17 protein-coding genes are annotated in these 17,528 nt (G+C 64.1%); 7 read left to right on the forward strand and 10 right to left on the reverse strand.

Annotated features, from left to right (window positions below; genetic code table 11):
* Positions 1–97: 97 nt before the first annotated feature.
* From AC0IYS_RS10390 to AC0IYS_RS10420, 7 genes are all read right to left on the reverse strand, one after another.
* Positions 98–826: a glycine-rich domain-containing protein gene (locus AC0IYS_RS10390; RefSeq protein ID WP_471705063.1), complete on the reverse strand. Its 729-nt coding sequence runs from the start codon at positions 824–826 to the stop codon at positions 98–100.
* A gap of 159 nt (positions 827–985) precedes the next feature.
* Positions 986–2,263, reverse strand: coding sequence for an MBL fold metallo-hydrolase (locus tag AC0IYS_RS10395; RefSeq protein WP_471705064.1), 1,278 nt, complete (start codon positions 2,261–2,263; stop codon positions 986–988).
* Positions 2,264–2,493: 230 nt separating this feature from the next.
* On the reverse strand, positions 2,494–4,608 hold the full coding sequence (locus AC0IYS_RS10400; protein ID WP_471705065.1) for a peptidase domain-containing ABC transporter: 2,115 nt from the start codon (positions 4,606–4,608) through the stop codon (positions 2,494–2,496).
* Between the two features lie 85 nt (positions 4,609–4,693).
* Positions 4,694–5,362, reverse strand: coding sequence for a hypothetical protein (locus AC0IYS_RS10405; RefSeq protein ID WP_471705066.1), 669 nt, complete (start codon positions 5,360–5,362; stop codon positions 4,694–4,696).
* 113 nt (positions 5,363–5,475) lie between these two features.
* Positions 5,476–6,882, reverse strand: coding sequence for a hypothetical protein (locus tag AC0IYS_RS10410; protein ID WP_471705067.1), 1,407 nt, complete (start codon positions 6,880–6,882; stop codon positions 5,476–5,478).
* Entirely contained in the window at positions 6,879–8,213 is a 1,335-nt protein-coding gene (locus AC0IYS_RS10415) for an HlyD family secretion protein (protein WP_471705068.1), read from the reverse strand. The genes AC0IYS_RS10410 and AC0IYS_RS10415 overlap by 4 nt, the downstream gene beginning before the upstream one ends.
* Before the next feature lies 1 nt (position 8,214).
* Positions 8,215–8,868: a type I phosphoribosyltransferase gene (locus AC0IYS_RS10420; protein WP_471705069.1), complete on the reverse strand. Its 654-nt coding sequence runs from the start codon at positions 8,866–8,868 to the stop codon at positions 8,215–8,217.
* A gap of 254 nt (positions 8,869–9,122) precedes the next feature.
* Here AC0IYS_RS10420 and modA point away from each other — a divergent pair, with 254 nt between their 5' ends.
* From modA to AC0IYS_RS10440, 4 genes are read left to right on the forward strand one after another with little or no spacing between them, the layout of a single operon-like run.
* A complete protein-coding gene (modA, locus tag AC0IYS_RS10425) occupies positions 9,123–9,872 on the forward strand; it encodes a molybdate ABC transporter substrate-binding protein (RefSeq protein WP_471705070.1) in 750 nt (249 codons plus the stop codon).
* Positions 9,873–9,887: 15 nt separating this feature from the next.
* The gene (modB, locus tag AC0IYS_RS10430; protein ID WP_471705071.1) at positions 9,888–10,574 is read left to right on the forward strand and encodes a molybdate ABC transporter permease subunit; all 687 of its coding nucleotides are present in this window, start codon (positions 9,888–9,890) and stop codon (positions 10,572–10,574) included.
* Between the two features lie 2 nt (positions 10,575–10,576).
* The gene (locus AC0IYS_RS10435) at positions 10,577–11,260 is read left to right on the forward strand and encodes an ABC transporter ATP-binding protein (protein ID WP_471705072.1); all 684 of its coding nucleotides are present in this window, start codon (positions 10,577–10,579) and stop codon (positions 11,258–11,260) included.
* On the forward strand, positions 11,257–12,060 hold the full coding sequence (locus AC0IYS_RS10440; protein WP_471705073.1) for a TOBE domain-containing protein: 804 nt from the start codon (positions 11,257–11,259) through the stop codon (positions 12,058–12,060). Before AC0IYS_RS10435 ends, AC0IYS_RS10440 begins: the two co-directional genes overlap by 4 nt.
* Positions 12,061–12,073: 13 nt before the next feature.
* Here AC0IYS_RS10440 and AC0IYS_RS10445 read toward each other — a convergent pair whose 3' ends face one another.
* On the reverse strand, positions 12,074–12,448 hold the full coding sequence (locus tag AC0IYS_RS10445) for a KGG domain-containing protein (protein ID WP_471705074.1): 375 nt from the start codon (positions 12,446–12,448) through the stop codon (positions 12,074–12,076).
* Positions 12,449–12,793: 345 nt separating this feature from the next.
* Here AC0IYS_RS10445 and purU point away from each other — a divergent pair, with 345 nt between their 5' ends.
* Together purU and AC0IYS_RS10455 are read left to right on the forward strand one after the other, a co-directional pair.
* Positions 12,794–13,672, forward strand: a complete 879-nt coding sequence (gene purU / locus AC0IYS_RS10450; RefSeq protein WP_471705075.1) for a formyltetrahydrofolate deformylase — start codon at positions 12,794–12,796, stop codon at positions 13,670–13,672.
* Positions 13,673–13,684: 12 nt separating this feature from the next.
* A complete protein-coding gene (locus AC0IYS_RS10455) occupies positions 13,685–14,227 on the forward strand; it encodes a YaeQ family protein (RefSeq protein WP_471705076.1) in 543 nt (180 codons plus the stop codon).
* A gap of 15 nt (positions 14,228–14,242) precedes the next feature.
* Here the strand turns inward: AC0IYS_RS10455 and AC0IYS_RS10460 are convergent, their stop codons facing one another.
* On the reverse strand, positions 14,243–15,544 hold the full coding sequence (locus tag AC0IYS_RS10460) for a Xaa-Pro dipeptidase (protein WP_471705077.1): 1,302 nt from the start codon (positions 15,542–15,544) through the stop codon (positions 14,243–14,245).
* A gap of 42 nt (positions 15,545–15,586) precedes the next feature.
* Between AC0IYS_RS10460 and AC0IYS_RS10465 the strand changes: the two genes are divergently transcribed.
* Positions 15,587–16,552, forward strand: a complete 966-nt coding sequence (locus AC0IYS_RS10465) for an Rpn family recombination-promoting nuclease/putative transposase (protein WP_471705078.1) — start codon at positions 15,587–15,589, stop codon at positions 16,550–16,552.
* Between the two features lie 88 nt (positions 16,553–16,640).
* On the opposite strand, the gene AC0IYS_RS10470 is transcribed toward AC0IYS_RS10465, so the two are convergent.
* Positions 16,641–17,420 (reverse strand): head GIN domain-containing protein, encoded by a 780-nt coding sequence (locus tag AC0IYS_RS10470; RefSeq protein WP_471705079.1) that lies wholly within the window; start codon positions 17,418–17,420, stop codon positions 16,641–16,643.
* Positions 17,421–17,528 lie beyond the last annotated feature (108 nt).

A 17,528-nucleotide genomic window follows, 5' to 3' on the forward strand; every position in this document is an offset into this window, starting at 1 on the left:
GATTGCGTCGAGCGCAAGCTGAAGGTCATGGTAGGTTTTTTTGATACGGGTGCCAATATGGAAATCATTACGATCTGGTAATGATTGTGTTGCATCGTCAGTCACCGCCGCCGCCACCGCAACCGCCGCCGCCGCAACCACCACCGTCGCTGCCGCCATCGCCGCCTCCAGCGCCATCTCCGTCGCCATCGCCGGAACAGGAACCGCCGCCGTCACCACCGCCCAGGTCTGCGCCGCAGTAGATGGCGCCACCGGAACCATCGCCGCCCGCGTTGCCTTGGCGTTTGACGCCGCTGCAATCGGGCACGTAATGGAAACCGCCGGGAATGCCGAGCTTGGTGTCCAGGGCGAACAGCAAAGGCAGCCGGGTGGGCTTAAGCGGGTTGATGTTTTCTTCATGACAGGCGAAGTGCCAGGCGCGGCGGATGCCTTGGTTGCCCTGATTGCGTTCGCTGAGGACGACGGCAGGGGTGTGGTGCAGCATGTGGCCGAAGGCGCGCCGGCAAAATTGCTCGTAGTCCCGGGTGTACAGGATGAATTCGTGCCACATGTCATCAACCACCTGCGATGGCATGGAAATGAATCGGCCGCCGCTCTTCAGATGCGCGAGGAAGAATTGACGCAGGCCCTGCGCTACCAGTTCGCAGTCCTTCAGCGACCGCTGCGGATGATGAGCGCGCAGCGCTTCGAACAGGTCCTTGGGAGCAGGAAATCGCGGATGTAGGCTTCGCGGCGCGCCCGGCGCGCGCCGGGTTGGCGCCCAGAGCAAGCTGGAAAAGCAGGCCGGGCCAAGACAGACCGTGAAACAACAACGCTCATGAATCAAACCTCTGCAAAGAGACACATCTTTTTTGCATAAACGACACCTCTACTGGACAGCGAGTTGGACAATTTGGGTGTTGCATGCTTTGCAGCGTTATCAGCTTTGGCATGCGCGAACATCCGTTGCCGCCGCATCGGATGACAAGTGAGAAATTTGCAATGTCTAACGAACAGAGAAAACTGCTGCCGTACTTAATCCATAGAAACGATCGACTTGGAACGGGTTATAGGCAGCGAAGTCTAACTTTACCCTCGCATGCGGATGTGGCCGCTTCCCTCGCGTAGGATCCGAAGAGAATACACTCAAACCTGGCTTTATTTTTTGCGCTACGCCTACATGCCAATTCGCGTCTGCTCCGTGATGCATGACTTGAAAAACCAAAATTTCTCGCGTACGTCTGGCGCCAAGGTATGCCAGCAAATCCGACAATTGAATCGTGGTTTTTAGATACCCATCACCGGTATAAATAACATTGACCACGTCGAAGCGGTGATTAAAGCATGCCTGAACATAATTGCGGGCCACTGGAGTGGCACACCCACAATATCCAGGCCCAGCGGCATTCAAGCTCCCTGCATACAAGAACAGGGAAATAATATTGCGTTGCTTACCTGAGACAAAACGAGCTTCATAAAGCGCCTTCAAACGCTTTAATGCGTCGTCTTTAAATGCTTTGTTAGGTGCCTTTAACAGCCACTCTAGCTCGGCTGAGGCGCGGGCTAAAAAAACGGCATCGGGCTGGTTTGCTACAGTCGGAGCTTGATAAGGAACAAATTCCCATATGCCACGAATATAAAGACGTCCCCCTGGTCGAAGCATCGACACTTTTCCGATTCCCGGAAGTGCGTTTCGGCTTAATTCCCACTCTTGCCATTCGTCCTCAGGATCACCTTCATCTATCGTTAGCGTTGGCGGCCCGTCGGGCACTTTAGCAACATTCAAATCGAGATCATTGTCAAAGTTATCATCGGGCCGACTATTTTGATTGCCGGCAACAACCCATACGACCTGATCGATCTCGACACCTTGAATAGCGGAAATCGTGCCAATCGGGTCCAGAATAAACGCACGATCACGCTTTGATACGTATTTACCTTGCCCAAAAATTAGAGCAGCACGTTGCCAAGGAACTACATAAGGAATTAGAAGTACGCCGACATGAAAATGCATCAACAAATTGACTAAGCCGCTAATGTGGTCAATATCAAAATGAGATATAACCACCAAGTCTAGGCGGGGCTTCACTGCTCCAGTGTGAGTAGCCGCAAGACGCTTGGTCGCGCCGTGAACTAATGTGTTCGAAGAAAGCGTCCCGCAGTCATATACCCAACTGAAAAGAGGATGCGAAGGATTCCCGTTGATGTTTAAAAGATAACCGGAAGCATATAAGCCTTGTCCTACGGGATGAAAGTTTAAACACCCCTTAAATTTAAGAGTCAAAATTCTTCTCACTTTTATTTTTTCAACACCATATCAAAAGACTCTTGACCAAGCTGGAAAATTTCCATCGATTGGAATCCTGTTGCTCGTTCTTGTTCGAACGGCGTCCTTTTGGGAAACGAGAATTTATAATCCATAAAATAGCACGTTTCTTGCGGGAGAATGCACGCATTCTCACTTCCACTCATATTGGAGAAAATTATTTGTGATTAGGTGGTGCAACACGGCCGCTAAGCGCGATGAGCTTCATCGTCGATGGCCGCTATCGGCGCGTGCGCGTTGCGGTGGTCGGACACCACCGTTCCATTGTCGATCGTGATGACGCGGTCGGCGGCGGCGATGGTCTCGCGCCGGTGCGCGACGATCACGCGCGTGATCGTCAGCGCCTTGAGGGCCGCGTTGATTTCCGATTCGCGCCGCATGTCCAGGTGCGAGGTGGCCTCGTCGAGCACCAGGATGCGCGGCTGCCGGTACAGCGCGCGCGCCAGCAGCAGGCGCTGTTTCTGCCCGCCCGACAGGTTCGAACCCATCTCGCCGATGAAGGTCTCGATCCGCATCGGCATCTTCAGGATGTCGTGGGCGATGGCCGCCTGCTCCAGGCAGGTCCAGACGCGCTGGACGTCGATCTGCTCGTCGAAGAAGGCGACATTCTCGGCGATGGTGCCGGCCAGCAGTTCGTCGTCCTGCATCACCACGCCGAGCGCGCGGCGGGTCGCCTTCGGCCCCCACGATTCGAGCGAGCGGCCGTCGAGCAGTACCTGGCCGACGCTGGCCGGATACAGGCCGCACAACACCTTGAGCAGGGTCGACTTGCCGGCGCCGGACGGGCCGACGATGGCGACGAATTCGCCCGGCTCGATCATGAACGAGACCTGGCGCAGGATGGGCGGCTCCTGTGGCGCGTAGGCGAAGCCGAGGTCGATGAATTGCAGCGCGCCTTCGATGTGCGGCTGCGCCACGCTGGCCTCGTCGATGCGCGGCTCCTTGGGCGTGAGCACGATGTCGGCCAGGCGGTAGGAATACATATCGGTCAGGCGCCAATGGATGATCTGGTCGAACAGCGCGCTGGCGCGGGTGGAGAACTGGTTTTGGTAGGACATGAACGCGTACAGCAGGCCGATCGACATGGCGCCGTCCATCACGGCGCGCGCGCCGAGGTAGATCAGGATCACCGTCACGCCGCTCTCCAGCAGGCCGTGGATGCCGGCGAAGCACAGGTTGGCGACGTTTTGCGCCTGCTCGCGGCGGATGGTGGCGGCGAACTTGTTGGCCCAGTCACTCTCGCGGGCGTTCTCGGCGCCCATCACCTTGACGGTCTGGATTGCGCGCACCGTTTCGATGCGCTTGCCGTTTTCGGCGATGCGCGCGCCCAGCGCCTCCATGCCCAGGCGGATCGAGATCGGCAGCGCGGCCAGGCGCACCAGCAGATACAGCAGCACCGACGCCAGCACTACCCACGCCAACTGCGGGGCGAATATGAACATCATGACCAAAGTGGCCACGGTCAGCAGGCCGTCGACGGCGGTTGTCACCAGGCTGCCGGAGATCAGGTCGCGCACCGGCGCGATCGAGTCGAAGCGCGACAGCACGTCGGCCAGCTTGCGGCGCTGGAACCACGGCAGCGGCAGCCGCACCATGTGGCGGAACAGGCGCAAGGTCATGTCCCAGTTCAGCAGCGCCGACAGGCGCAGTGTGACGACGCCGCGCAGCGCCTCGGCGCCGGCGTTGAACAGGGCGAACAGGCCGAAGCCGACCGCGAGCGACATCAGCAGGCCGTGGTCGCCCTTGAGCGCGGCCTGGTCGATCGCCAGCTGCATGTAGAACGGGCTGGCCACCACGTACACCTGCAGCAGCAGCGACAGCAGCAGGATCTGTCCCAGTGCTGCGCGCATGCCCGGCGCCAGCCGGAACCACGACCACAGGCTCAGCGGGCTTTTTTGCTTGCGGCGCTTGAACTCTGGCGCCGGCGCCAGCTCCAGCGCCACGCCGGTGAAAAAGCGCGACACCTCGTCGAGGCCCAGGTCGCTGCGGCCGCTGGCCGGATCGCTGATGCGCACGCTCGTGCCGCGCACCCGCTCGAGCACCACGTAGTGTTGCAGGCCCCAGTGCAGGATGGCCGGGCAGCGCAGCTGGCGCAGCTCGTCCAGTTCGCAGCGCAGCGCGCGCGTGACGAGGGCGTTGGCGGCGGCGATGTCGGCCACCTCGCGCAACGTCAGCCCGCGCGAGGACACGTGGTGCTTGCGCCGCAGCTCGGCGATGTCGACCGGCGCGCCGTGCGACGCCAGCACCAGCGCGACGCAGGCCAGGCCGCATTCGGCCGCCTCGGATTGGAAGGCTTGGTACATATGGATTCTTTTCTGGCTGAGGTGTTGGGGCGGACGCCAGGCCGGCGACGCCGCCCGAACGGCGGCGGCGTCGTGTGCCCGGCGGTTAGCCTCTGGACGGGATCACCTTGCAGTCGAAGCTGGGGCTTTGCGTCCACTGCACGCCCGCCGTGCCGCCGCGGATCGCTTTGAACAGTTCGAGCGACACCGTGACGCTATAGCCGGGGTTCAGGCCGCAGCTATAGGCGGTGGTGTTGCCGAACTTGTCCGTGGTGGTGACGATAAAGTGTTCGGCGTTTCCGGACGTGCAGACTTTGCTGCCGTTCTCCGCGTTGCAGGTCATCTTGATGTCGGCTTTGGGATTGTCTTCCGCCTTGGCCAACTGGATGTCGTTTTGCGCGTCGTCGACCGGCGCATCGGGGTCGGGAACTTCGTTGCCGTGGCCGTCGTCACCGCCGATGTCGCCGGTATCGTCGCCACCGGTGTCGCCACCGCCGTTGCCACCGTCGTCGCCACCGCCGCCGACGTCGCCGCCGCCACCGCCATCGTCGCCGCCGCCGCCATCGCCGCCACCGCCACCGTCGCCGCCGCCACCGTCGCCGCCACCGCCGCCATCGCCGCCGCCGTCACCCGGCTCTTCCTCCTCCAGCGTGTGCACCATGCCGAGCGGCTTGTGCCGGGCCTTGGTCTTGACCGGCAATTCAGCTTTTGCCGCAACGGTGTGTCCTTGTCCGCCGGCGACGGCGTCCATTTCATCATCATTCAAAATTCGCATTTTTTCTCCATGTGGTTGGTTAAAGAACAGACGTGGTGCTACGGTCCGATGAGCGCTCAAGGGACGGGGTCCGGCGGCGGCGCCGCCGGATAAGGGGTGGACGCTTGACGGCGTCAGGGATCGGTGGGCGAGGGCGGCTTTTCGCTGCTGGCGCTGTCGGCTGCGCGCAAGTCGGTGGCGCGTTCGGCCCCCGCTTCGCGCAGCGACGACACGCAGCGCTTTTGCGGGCCATACATGCCTTCGCGCTCGAAGCACGCCGACCAGGCTTCCTGTCGTCGTGACGGCTGGGTGGCGACCACGAGATAGCTGGTGGACTTGTCGCTCCAGTTGCAGGCGTAGCTGTCACCGTCGCGCCGGCAACCGCCGGGCAGGGCGCGCGCCGTCAGGGACGCGGCGGCTGGGGCCGCGGCCGCCGGCGGCACACCGGCCAACGCGGCGTCGAGCGCGCGGCGATCGGCCAGCAGCGAGATCGTATAGCCGGCCTCGCGCAGCAGGGTGATCAAACCGGGACCGTGCGGGCCGTCGGCGAAGTGGGCGGCGCCCAGCGCGTAAAACGGCAGCCGTTCGCGCCGCCACACGGCCGGCAGGCCGGCGACCCAGGCACGGCTGCGCTGGGCAAGTGTGAATTGATCGATCGCCAGTTGTCCTCCGCTCGATGGGGGAACGTCCCGCGCGCCGTATTCGGATGTGCCGGGCCGCTGGGGGAAGCGCAAGGCGGCGCGGGTGTCGTCCAGTGCCCGTCGATACGCGGCGTCGTTGTCGCGATAGGTGGTGTCGCGCAGTGCGGCGCCGGACGTGCCGGCGTCGGCGGGGTCGGTTGCCGGCGGTTGTCCGCTGCGCTCGATCGTCTCGGCGATCATCGCAGCGCGCTGCGCCGGGCGCATCGCGCAGTATGCCTGCAACCAGGTGCCGGTGTCCTCGACCGAGCCGACACGCTTGGGCGCCCCGGCCAGCAGCACGCCCGATTGCGCATTGCGGATGGCGAAGCTGCGCGCGCCGGCCACGGCGGGTATCGCGCCGTAGGCACGCTGGTGCGCGTCCATGAATAGCAGGTAAAAGCGCATGAACCGGCCCAGCGTCGCGATCCGGTCGGCCGGCGAGAGCGCGCGCAGCGCCGCCGGCAGGTCGGGCGGGGCGGGTGGCGCATGCCGGCGCAGCGCAGCGCTGAGCGCCGGATCGAGCGCGGCCTCGGCGCTGCCTTCGTCCGGACAACCGGCCTGGTCGTAGGTTTTGTCGAACCAGGACACACTCGAACGCTCGGCCAGCATGACGCTGCTGGCGGCGAACGCCGGACGGATCACGTCGCGGAAGTACTGGTCCTCCTGCGCCGGCGAGCCGATATGGCTCTCCGGCAGCAACAGCGCGACCCGGCCGTCTTTTTGCGCCAGCAGCAGTCGGGCGCCGAAGCCGTGGTCGTCCGCAGCGGCGCCGGCCCCGCCGGTGGCCAACAGCAGGCAGGCCAGCAGGCAGGCGGGCAAGGCCGCAGCGCCTCGGCGCGTTGTCGTTGTGCGGAATATCATGCGCCGCCCCCTTGCCGGTTGGCCGCGCGCAGCGGATCGAGCAGCCATTGCAGCAGGCTGCGCTCCTCCAGGATCAAGTCGGCGCTCAGGCGCATGCCGGGCGTGAGCGGCCAATCGCGCCCATACGCCGTCAGCGCGGCGCGTTCGAGCGTGACGCGGATGCGGAACAGCTGCTCCTTGGTCTCGATCGGGACCGGCAGTTCGTTGGGCATCACCGGCGCGCTGGCGATGTCGCGCACCACGCCGCGCGACATGCCGAAGGTCTGGTAGGGGAAGGCGTCATACATCAGATGCACGCGTGCGCCGGGCCGCAGCATGCCGATCGCGCGCGACGGCGCCCACAGCTCGACCTCCAGCGCCGGCTGGCGCGGATCGTGGCCTTCGGGGATGATGATGGCCAGCGTCTCGTTGGCCGTGACCGGCGCGCCGGGGTGGGCTTGCAGCGCGGTGACGATGCCGTCGGTCGGCGCGGTCAGGTGGTCGGCGTAGCTCGCCTCCGACATCATCTGCCGCTCGGCCGTTTGCGCCTCGGTGTTGTCGGTTTCCGAGCGCGCCATGCGTGACTCGGCCTCCAGGCGCGCGGCCTGCGCCGCCAGCTGCACCAGCAGGCTTTGCTGCTGCGCCTTTTCCCGCTCCAGGCCGGCCAGGGTTTGTTTGGCGGCGAGCAGGTCGTCGTCGCGGCTGCGCATGGCCATCGGCGAGAGCATGCCCTGGTCGGTCAGCGTATGGGCCGCCGCCACCGATTGCTGCTGGATGTCGATGCGCGACTGCTGCAGGCGCCACGCCTCCTGCAGCCTGACGACGTCGTCGGCCACGCTGCGGCGCCGCTCGGTGACCTCGTCGAGCTGGCGCTGCAACTGGTCGAGCCGCGCCCGCGCCTGCAGCCGTTGCGCGCGCAGCTGGCTGTCCTGACTGCGGCGCAGGCTGTCGCTGAGCGAGCCGCCCAGCTGCAGGCGCGGCGCCGACGAGATGCCGATTAACTCCTGGCCGGCGCGCACGTTCTGGCCCTCGCGCACCAGCACCTGCTCGGCGATGCCGCCGCGTCCGGCGATGATGCGCAGGCTGCCGGCCACCGGCGTGACCTGGCCGAAGACGTTTTCCTTGTGCGCGTATTGCGTGGTGCAGGCGAATCCCGCCGCCGTCGCCAGCAGGGCGGCGAAAAACAGCGTCATCGCCCAGCCGGAGACGCCCAGCAGCCGCACCGGCGCGCCCATCCGCGAACGCGCCTCGTCGAGCGCCTCGGGCCGGAACAGCGCCGCCGGCGCGGGCGCGACGGCCGCCGGCACCGAGGCGGGGGCGTGAGCGGTCAACGCCACGTCGGGCGGGGCCATGTCAGGCCGCCCGCGCCTGGTCGGCGGTCGCCGCTTGTTGCTCGTCGAGGTAATCGGCCAGCTCCAGCGCGAAGTCGTCGAGCGTGAACAGGCTTTGCACCATGACCGTGCCGATCGAGGTGGCGATGTACGGCGACACCGCGCGCTCCTGTTTGCGCACCAGCACGTAGGCGTCCTCGGCCAGCAGCAGGCCGTGCACCGACAAGGCGTGCACCGCGTGCCAGAAGGCGTTGTGCTGCGGCGAGGTCAGATCGTCGACGAACAGCACCGGCAGCCCGTTGGGCGCGCCCTCGATCAGGTTGCGGCGGCCATACGCCTTGCGCTCCTTGCGGATGGTGAAGGCGTTGAGCGTGATGCCGCGTTCCGCCGCCGAGCAGATCAGCGCCGTGATGATGGGCACGGCGGCCGATTCGACGCCGGCGATCTGGAATGGACGGGCGCGGTAGGTTTCCTCGAAGCGGCTCCAGAAGTGGTGGCTGATGGTCTGCAGGCTGCGGGCGTCGAGCAGGGCGCTGCGCAGGTAGAACTGCCAGGTGTAAAAGCCGGTGCCGTTCATCGACGGCATCTCCTTCGATTTCGGCGGCACTCGGAAGATGCCGTGGTCGTTGATTTTGTTACGCAGGATTTCGATATCGTGCGGCGTCGTGTGAGCCATGACTGTTCCTCCGAAAAGTTCGCCGTTGCTTTGAATGCAACCCGGAATCCATAGTAGTGTTGTTTGAAAGGGATGCCAACGAGGAAAGCATTACGATTTGGTAATGCACTTGTAATGCGGTTCGATTGACATGCGGCGCCTGTCCGGCGCAGCAAACTGGCCGGCCGGGATATTTCCTTGAAGCTGGCGATGGCGGCCTCGTTATATAATCGAGTATATTGCGGTGGACGGGGAACTTAATGACAAGGAAATCTATGCGGGCTTTGAACATGACGATGGCAACGGTCCTGATGGCCGTATTCGCGACGGCGTCTGCGACCGACATCACGGTCTCGGCGGCCGCCAGCCTGACCAACGCCTTCAAGGACATCGGCGCCGCCTATGAGAAGGATCACGCGGGCGACAAGGTGCACTTCAACTTCGCCGCTTCCGATCCGCTGGTCCAGCAGATCGGCAAGGGCGCGCCCGTCGACGTGTTCGCCTCCGCCGACCAGGAAGCGATGGACAAGGCCGAATCGCTGAAACTGCTGGCGCCCGGCACCCGCCGCAACTTCGTCACCAACAGCCTGGTGCTGATCGCGCCGGCCAATGGCACGCTGGTGCTCAAAGGCATCGCGGATTTACAGCAGGCCGGCGTCACCCGCGTGACGATGGGCAATCCCGCCAGCGTGCCGGTCGGTCGCTACGCCAAACAGGCCTTGGAGCAGGCCAAGCTGTGGGCAGCGGTCGAGCCCAAAGCCATCTTCGGCACCTCGGTACGGCAAAGCCTCGACTACGTGGCCCGTGGCGAAGTCGATGCCGGGTTCGTCTACGCCACCGACGCGATCGTCCAAAAGGACAAGGTCCGCGTGATCGCGACCGTGCCGACCGCCACTCCGGTCAGCTATCCGATCGCCGTTGTCGCCGCCGGGCCGCAGCCTGCGGCCGGACGCAGGTTCGCAGACTATGTGCTGACCCCGGCGGCGCAGGCGATCCTGGCCCGCCACGGCTTCGGCCGTCCATAGGACCGGAGCGCGCGGTTGGACATTTTTTTTGCCGAACCGGCCTGGATCGCGCTGCGCCTGTCGCTGAAGGTGGCGCTGTGGGCCACGCTGATCGATCTGGTGTTGGGTATTGCGCTCGGCTATCTGCTGGCGCGCAAGCGCTTCCCCGGCCGCGAATTGCTGGACGCGCTGCTGACCCTGCCGATGGTGATGCCGCCGACGGTACTCGGCTATTACCTGCTGGTGGTGATCGGACGCGAGGGCGTGCTGGGCGCCTGGTTGCAGCAAACCTTCGGCATCAACCTGATCTTCACCTGGCAGGCGGCGGTGATCGCGGCGGCGGTGGTGGCGTTTCCCCTTGTGCTGAAGGGCGCGCGCGCGGCGTTCGAGTCGGTCGACGGCCAACTGGAGCAGGCCGCGCAGGTGCTGGGCATCCCGCCCTTCGGGGTGTTTCTGCGGGTGACGTTGCCGCTGGCGTGGCGCGGCGTGTTGGGCGGCACGCTGCTGGCGTTCGCGCGGTCGATGGGCGAGTTCGGCGCCACCTTGATGGTCGCCGGCAGCATTCCCGGCAAGACGCAGACCTTGTCGATCGCCGTCTACGAAGCGGTCCAGGCCGGGCAGGACGATAGCGCCAATTTGTTGGTCATCATCACGTCGGTGGTGTGCATCGCCGTGCTGATCGCGGCCAATAAATTGACGCCGAACCGCAATCTCCAGGGCTGACCATGCAAATCAAAGTCGACATCGCCAAGACCCTGCGTTCCGGCGCGCGCACTTTCGAACTGGACGCGCGCTTCGAATCGGCCAGCCAGCGTGTGGTGATCTACGGTCCGTCCGGCGCCGGCAAGAGCCAATTGCTGAAAGCGCTGGCCGGCCTGATGACGCCGGATCGCGGCCATATCGAACTGGCGGGCCGCCGCCTGTTCGACAGCGCCGCCCGTATCGACCTGGCGCCGCGGCGGCGACAAGTGGCGTACCTGTTCCAGGATTACGCCTTGTTCCCGCACCTGAATGTGCGGCAGAATATCGGCTTCGGCTTGCAGCGCGGCTGGCGCAATCCCTTGTCGCGTGTGGATGGCGAGACCATCCGCTATTGGTTGCAGGCGTTCGAACTGGATCAAGTCGCCCACCAGTTGCCGCACGAATTGTCCGGCGGACAGCGCCAGCGCGTGGCCTTGGCGCGCGCGCTGGCGCCGCAGCCGACCGCGCTGCTGCTGGACGAACCGTTCGCCGCGCTCGATCCGGGCTTGCGCGAACGCATGCGCGCCGAGCTCGACACCGTGCAGCGCAAGCTGGCGATACCGATGATTTTGATCACCCACGATCCCGAGGACGCGCGGGCTTTCGGCGATCACGTGCTGCGCATGGAACAAGGGCGTATCGCCGATGCGGAGGAACAACCATCATGAAGCCGGCCATGGAATTGCAAGGCAACGTCTGGATGACCATCGGCGGCCAGAAGCTGGGCGGACACGAACGCGTGGCCTTGCTGGCGGCGATAGCGTCGACCGGCTCGATCACCGGCGCGGCCAAGGCGGTGGGCATGAGCTACAAGGGCGCGTGGGACGCGATCGAGGCGATGAACAACCTGGCCGGCGAGCCGCTGCTGGAGCGCGCCGCCGGCGGCAAGGGCGGAGGCGGCACGCGGTTGACCGCGCGCGGCGCGCAGCTGGTCGAGAACTTCCGCAAGATCGACGCGGAGCACCGTAAGTTCGTCGCGCATCTGAGCGGGCAGTCGCATGCGCTGGCCGATGATTTCCTGCTGCTACAAAGGATGAAGATGAAAACCAGCGCGCGCAACCAGTTCAGCGGCAAGGTGGTCGACTTGAAGCAGGGCGCTGTCAACGACGAAATCACGCTGGAGATCGTCGGTGGCCAGCATATCGTCGCCACCATCACGCGTGACAGCAGCGACAGCTTGGGCTTGACCATCGGCGCCGACGCGTTTGCGTTGATCAAGGCGTCGTCGGTGATCGTGGTGGCTGAGATGGGAACGGCGCGCTTGTCCGCCCGCAATCAGCTGGCCGGCAAAGTCACGCGTTTGCAGGCCGGCGCCGTCAACACGGAAGTGAGCATCGAACTGCGCGGTGGCGGCGTGATCGCCGCCATCGTCACGCGCGAGAGCGGAGAGGCGCTGGCGCTGCAAGTCGGTAGCCAAGTCGGCGCCGTGTTCAAGGCATCGAGCGTGATTGTCGGCACGCCCGCGTAGTCGTGTGGTCCGGTTACGAATTGCCCTTGCTGCCCTGACGGCTCCCGGTCTTGGCCGATTGCTCCGAACCGGTGCTGCTGCGCGCGTTCCCGGCTGCGGCGTTTTTCTCAGCATTGGCGCGCGCGGCGGATTGACGGCTTTCGCCGCCCTTGCGCCCGATCTGCGCCATATGTTCGCGATCCCGGCTGACCGCCTCGCCGCCTTTCTGGCCGGCGCGGCGGGCTTCCTCCGAGTCGAATTCGTGTGCCGTGCCTTTTTGGTGGGCGGCCTGGCCGCCCTTGCTGGCAATGGCGCGCTGGGTGGCTTCGTCCATTGCCGCGAAACCTCGCTTGGCGGTGCCTTTCGGCTTCGGCTGGTCGTTTCCTGAGTTATTACTATTACTTGCCATAACTTCCTCCTGAGATGTGTAGTGGGTCGTCGTCGTGGTTCCGCCGGGTGGGTAGTCGGTTGATAAGCAGCGACGCATTTCGCTGCTCTGCATGGTTAGAGTTGCAAGGTTGACGGAAGTTCCACCGGGTCTGAAGGGACGCCATTGGCGAACCTCGTCGTGTGCTTTGGTTAAAAAAACGCCGGGGTCGCGGCCCGGCGGGTTATTCGGCACAGAGATAGACGCCGGTGAGGCGAGAAGGTTCCAAAAATGCACGATCGTTCTAGTTTTACCGGATGAGCCCAGCCGTGCGACAATACCGGCCTTGTTATTGTTCCGTTGATATCGAAATCTACCGTGATGGCCATGACTAAACCCGCAAATCCCGAATACATCCTGAGTTTTTCCTGCCACGACCAGCGCGGCATCGTGCATCGCGTTTCGGGTTTTCTGGCCGATCACGGCTGCAACATCATCGATTCGGCGCAGTTCGGCGACAGCGAGTCGCGCCTGTTTTTCATGCGGGTGCACTTCGCGCTGGAAGACGGCGCCATCAACGACGAGTTGCTGCGCGCCGACTTCGGCCTGCTGGCGGCCGAGATGCAACTGACCTTCGACATGCGCGACGCGCACTACAAACCGCGCGTGATGCTGATGGTGTCAAAGATCGGCCATTGCCTCAACGATTTGCTGTTCCGCTACAAGAGCGGGCTGCTGCCGGTGGAGATTCCGGCGATCGTGTCGAACCACATGGATTTCTACCAGTTGGCGGCCAGCTACAATATTCCGTTCCACCACCTGCCGCTGGCCACCGGCGCGCCGCAGGAAGCCAAACTGGCGCAGGAAGCCAAGGTCATCGAGCTGATGGACACCCACAAGATCGACCTGGTGGTGCTGGCGCGCTACATGCAGATCCTGTCGCCGGGCCTGTGCACGGCGTTGAAGGGCAAGGCGATCAACATCCACCATTCCTTCCTGCCCAGCTTCAAGGGCGCTAAGCCGTACGCGCAGGCGCACCACCGCGGCGTCAAGCTGATCGGCGCGACCGCCCACTTCGTCACCGGCGATCTGGACGAAGGTCCGATCATCGAGCAGGACGTCGAGCGGGTCGACCATTCGATGGACGCCGAGACCTTGTCGGCCATCGGCCGCGACGTCGAGTGCGTGGTGTTGGCGCGCGCCGTGAAGTGGTTTGTCGAGCACCGCATTTTGCAAAACGGCGACAAGACTGTCGTCTTCAAATAAAGAGATTGACCGATGGCCCTCAAAGCAACAATTTACAAAGCCGACCTGCAGATCGCGGACATGGACCGCAATTTCTACGAGACCCAGTCGCTGACCCTGGCGCGCCACCCGTCCGAGACCGACGAGCGCATGATGGTGCGGCTGCTGGCGTTCGCGATCCACGCCAACGAGGCGCTGACCTTCACCAAGGGCTTGTTCGACGTTGAAGAGCCGGACATCTGGCAGAAGGATTTGACCGGCGCGATCCAGCTGTGGATCGAGGTCGGCCAGCCCGACGAGAAGGTGATCCTGAAGGCCAGCGGCCGCTCGGAACACGTCTATGTGTACAGCTACGCGGCCACCAGCCATATCTGGTGGAAAGCGCTGGCCAACAAGGTCGAGCGCTGCAAGAACCTGACCGTGATCAACCTGAACGCCGACGCCACCGAGCAGCTGGCCCGCATGGCGCAGCGTTCGATGCAGCTGCAATGCACGATCCAGGACGGCCAGATCTGGCTGACCGACGGCACCACCACCGTGGAAGTCGGCCGCGAGACCTTCAAGGCCGAGCGCTAGGGTTTAACCGCGGGCTTAGCGCACCACCGCGCCGCCCTTCATCACCCACTGGACCCGCTCCAGCACCGTCACATCCCTGAGCGGTTCGCCGTCGACGGCAATCATGTCGGCGAACTTGCCCGCCTCGATCGTTCCGATCCGGTCGCTCCAGCCCAGCAATTCGCTGGCGTTGACGGTGGCCGTGCGGATCGCCTGCGCCGGCGTCATCCCCAGCTTGACGAGCACCGCGAATTCGCGCGCGTTCAAGCCGTGCGGATAGACCGCCGCGTCGGTCCCGAACGCCACCGGCACGCCGGCCTTGATCGCGCGGCCGATATTGATGCGCGCCTGCGGCAACACCACCTTGGCTTTTTCCAGCAGCGGCTTGGGCAGCTTGATCGCCTCGGCGTTTTCGATCAGCCAGTCGCCCAGGTAGAGCGTGGGCACCAGCCAGGTCTTGTGCTCCTTCATCAGTTTGATGCCTTCGTCGTCGATGTACGAGCCGTGCTCGATCGAATCGACCCCCGCCAGCACCGCCAGCCGGATGCCTTCGCCGCCGTGCGCGTGGGCGGCCGCCTTGCGTCCGAGGCGGTGGGCGTCGCCGATGATGGCCTTTAATTCTTCCAGAGTGTATTGCGATGTGCGCGGATCGTCGCCGAACGAGAGCACGCCGCCGGTGGCGCAGATCTTGATGACGTCCGAGCCGTATTTGATGTTGCGGCGCGTGACCTTGAGCGCCTCTTCGACGCCGTCGGCCACGCCCAGGCCGGTGATCCCATATTGCGGCGCGTGCAAGGTGTCGTCGCAGTGGCCGCCGGTGATGCCCATGGCCGGCCCGGAGGCGGCGATGCGCGGGCCGGGCACGTCGCCGTCGTTGATGGCGTCGCGCAGGCCGATGTCGGTGTAGCCGTCGGCGCCGACGTCGCGCACGGCGGTGAAGCCGGCGTTGAGCGTCAGGCGGGCGTTCTTGGCGCCCGTCAAGGTCGAGCGCGGAATCGATTTGGCGACGATGGCGTAGCCGGCGTCTTGCGGGTCGCCGGTCAGGTGGGTGTGGCTGTCGATCAGGCCGGGCAGCAGGGTTTTGTTGCCCAGATCGATGACCTTGGCGCCGGCCGGGATCGCCAGCTTGCTGCCGGCGGCGGTGATGCGCTCGCCGCTGACGAGGACCACCGCATCGTCGATCAGCGTTCCCTTGCGCACGTCGACCATGTGCGCGGCCTTGATGGCGGTAACGGCGTCAGGCGGGGCCGGTGAGTCGGCCGCTGCGGCGGCGGAGCTCAATAGGATGGCAGGCAGCGACAACAGCGCGAGGCGGACGGATGAGGCGATGACGTTCAAGTATTTCTCCCTGTGGTTGCGGTTTTTTTGAGGCGCGACAAAGTGGGCTCGCCAGCAAGCGTACTCGTCAATGATGTCAAACGCTACACTTTGTCGATGAAAAGTCACAGCGATATGTTGTATAAGCAGTTATTCGGGCATCCCGAAGTGGTCCGGGATCTGCTGACGGGATTTGTTTCGGCGGAATGGACTGCTTCGCTGGATGTCGGCGCGTTCGAGCGTCTCAACGCCAGCTATGCCAGCGAAAACGGCAAGACCCGCCACGAGGATATCGTATGGCGGGCGAAAATCGGCGGCGACTGGGTCTATTTCTACTTGCTGCTGGAGTTCCAGGCGCGCTCCGATCCGTGGATGGCGTTGCGCATGCAGGTATATGTCGGATTGCTCTGCCAGGACCTGGTGGCGCAGCACCGGCTGACCCGGCACGGAAAGCTGCCGCCTGTCTTGCCCGTCGTGCTGTATCACGGCCGCAAGCCGTGGCGTGCGAGTACCGATTTGACCAAGTTAATGCTGCCGCCGCCGGAGGGGTTGGAACGTTTCCAGCCAAGCCAGCATTGCTTGCTGATCGATCAGCACAGGAACCTTGGCGGGGACGGCCGGTCTAACGTGCTGGCGATTCTGTTCCGGTTGATGCGTTCGCGCACCGATGCGCAGATGCGCGAAGCGTTGGGCGTTTTTGCGCAAAGACTGCAATCGCCGGATATGTCGCGTGCCCGCGATAGTTTGATGCGCTGGGTGCGGGCCGTGTTGCAGGACGAATTTTGCGAGACCGAGATCAGCATGGAGGAGGGGCCGATCATGTTGTTTGACCAACGATTCAAAAAGTACGAGGACTTGCTGGAATATGAGGCGATCGAACGTGGTCGTGCCAGGGGAAAAGAGGAAGGACGGCAGGAAGGACGGCAGGAAGGCGCGCTGCTAGCTTTGCAAGGCGTGGTGCAGAGCTTGGTCAGCGATAGTCAGGGGAGGCTTTCCGTCGACCTCAGCGAGAATCCTCGCTGCCGATGAGGATGAACTGAGGCGCTGGATTAAATCGCTGGCCTGCGGCGCCAAGGCCTGGCAACTATTTGCCGGGCCTTGACGCCTGATGTCGCGCTTACCGCGGCGCCGCGCCCAAGCGCTTGATCGTGCCGGAGCCGCGGATGTTCTGGCTCACCTTGGGATCGCCGTAGTAGCCGATGTCGCCCGAGCCGGCCACGCTCAGGTTCAGCGTTTTGCTCGCCGACACCGTCGCCTCGCCGGAGCCGCCGATGCTCACCACGGCGTCGCGCGACGCCAGCTTTGCCGCCTGCACCTCGCCCGAGCCGCCGATCGAAATCTGCAGGCGCTCAACGGCGCCGCCAACCTTGAGGTCGCCGCTGCCGCCCAGCGACACGGCGAGCGACTCCGCCCGCAGATCGGCCACATTGAGTTCGCCGGAACCGCCGATGTCGAACTGCATGCGCTCGACGTGCAGCTTGTCCGCCGCCACCGCGCCGGAGCCGGCCACCGAGACCCGCTCCAGCGTGCGCGCCATAACGACGATCTTCATGTTGCGCGTTTCCAGCGACATGTTGTTCTTTGCCGGACGAATCCGCAAGGTGCCGTTTTCCACCACCGTCTCGACCAGCGCCTGCAGGTTGTCGTCGGTTTCCACAATGACACCCTCGGTGTTTCCCTGCCGGATCTCGACGTTGCCGCTGACGCTGGTGGCAAAAGCAGTGAAATGGCCGACTTCCCGGTTCTGTTTGACGATCTTGCCGTTGCCTTGGACGCGGTCGCCGCCGACCCAGCTCAACGGGCCGGCCAGCACCAGGTTGGCCGGGGCGGCCACCGCCAGCATGCCGGTGGCGAGGATCAGTACGCGCAGTGTGCTGCGAACGGTGGTGGTGGTCATGCTGTTCTCCTGGTTGGTCATCTTGAGGTTGGATACTACGCAACCGGGGCCGCCGGCGACACCTGGCTGCGACAGAATGCATTCTGGGCGTGCTGGAATGCGTTCCGC

The organism is Duganella sp. AC237 (genome assembly GCF_979254035.1).

Coding starts and splice junctions, on each gene's coding strand:
- AC0IYS_RS10400 (WP_471705065.1), bottom strand. CDS start 4,608: ATGTACCAAGCCTTCCAATCCGAGGCGGCCGAATGCGGCCTGGCCTGC.
- AC0IYS_RS10405 (WP_471705066.1), bottom strand. CDS start 5,362: ATGCGAATTTTGAATGATGATGAAATGGACGCCGTCGCCGGCGGACAA.
- AC0IYS_RS10410 (WP_471705067.1), bottom strand. CDS start 6,882: ATGATATTCCGCACAACGACAACGCGCCGAGGCGCTGCGGCCTTGCCC.
- AC0IYS_RS10415 (WP_471705068.1), bottom strand. CDS start 8,213: ATGGCCCCGCCCGACGTGGCGTTGACCGCTCACGCCCCCGCCTCGGTG.
- AC0IYS_RS10420 (WP_471705069.1), bottom strand. CDS start 8,868: ATGGCTCACACGACGCCGCACGATATCGAAATCCTGCGTAACAAAATC.
- modA (WP_471705070.1), top strand. CDS start 9,123: ATGCGGGCTTTGAACATGACGATGGCAACGGTCCTGATGGCCGTATTC.
- AC0IYS_RS10435 (WP_471705072.1), top strand. CDS start 10,577: ATGCAAATCAAAGTCGACATCGCCAAGACCCTGCGTTCCGGCGCGCGC.
- AC0IYS_RS10440 (WP_471705073.1), top strand. CDS start 11,257: ATGAAGCCGGCCATGGAATTGCAAGGCAACGTCTGGATGACCATCGGC.
- AC0IYS_RS10445 (WP_471705074.1), bottom strand. CDS start 12,448: ATGGCAAGTAATAGTAATAACTCAGGAAACGACCAGCCGAAGCCGAAA.
- purU (WP_471705075.1), top strand. CDS start 12,794: ATGACTAAACCCGCAAATCCCGAATACATCCTGAGTTTTTCCTGCCAC.
- AC0IYS_RS10455 (WP_471705076.1), top strand. CDS start 13,685: ATGGCCCTCAAAGCAACAATTTACAAAGCCGACCTGCAGATCGCGGAC.
- AC0IYS_RS10470 (WP_471705079.1), bottom strand. CDS start 17,420: ATGACCACCACCACCGTTCGCAGCACACTGCGCGTACTGATCCTCGCC.